Raw genomic sequence first — 401 nt, 5'->3', positions numbered from 1 at the left:
GGATCTTGTTCATGCTCTTCTGCTGCTGCATTTTAATGATGTCAGACCTGAAGAAAATTCACCTAGCTTCGCAGGTTCATCATCCAGACAGGATTTTCTTCTGAAGAAAGAGAAGATTGTCATTGAAGTGAAGAAAACTCGCCGCTCTCTAGGGGCAAATAAAATTGGAGAGGAACTGCTCATTGATATGGCCCGTTACCGTGCACGGTAATGACTCCAACTTATTGATAGTGTTTTATGTTCAGATAATGCCCGATGACTTTGTCATGCAGCTCCACCGATTTTGAGAACTACAGCGACTTCCGTCCCAGCCGTGCCAGGTGCTGCCTCTGATTCAGGTTATGCCGCTCAATTCGCTGCGTATATCGCTTGCTGATTACGTGCAGCTTTCCCTTCAGGCG

1 protein-coding gene and 1 pseudogene are annotated in these 401 nt (G+C 46.4%); one reads left to right on the top strand and one right to left on the bottom strand.

Annotated features, from left to right (window positions below):
* Positions 1–211: hypothetical protein (locus HFC70_RS26595; protein WP_210259477.1), on the top strand; the 211-nt coding region annotated here is incomplete at its 5' end.
* Positions 212–221: 10 nt separating this feature from the next.
* Here the strand turns inward: HFC70_RS26595 and HFC70_RS26590 are convergent.
* Positions 222–401: pseudogene (locus HFC70_RS26590) on the bottom strand (IS1 family transposase); the annotation flags it as partial.

Source organism: Agrobacterium sp. a22-2, assembly GCF_012276985.1.
GTDB lineage: Bacteria > Pseudomonadota > Alphaproteobacteria > Rhizobiales > Rhizobiaceae > Allorhizobium.
This window is presented reverse-complemented; position numbering and strand designations above follow the sequence as displayed.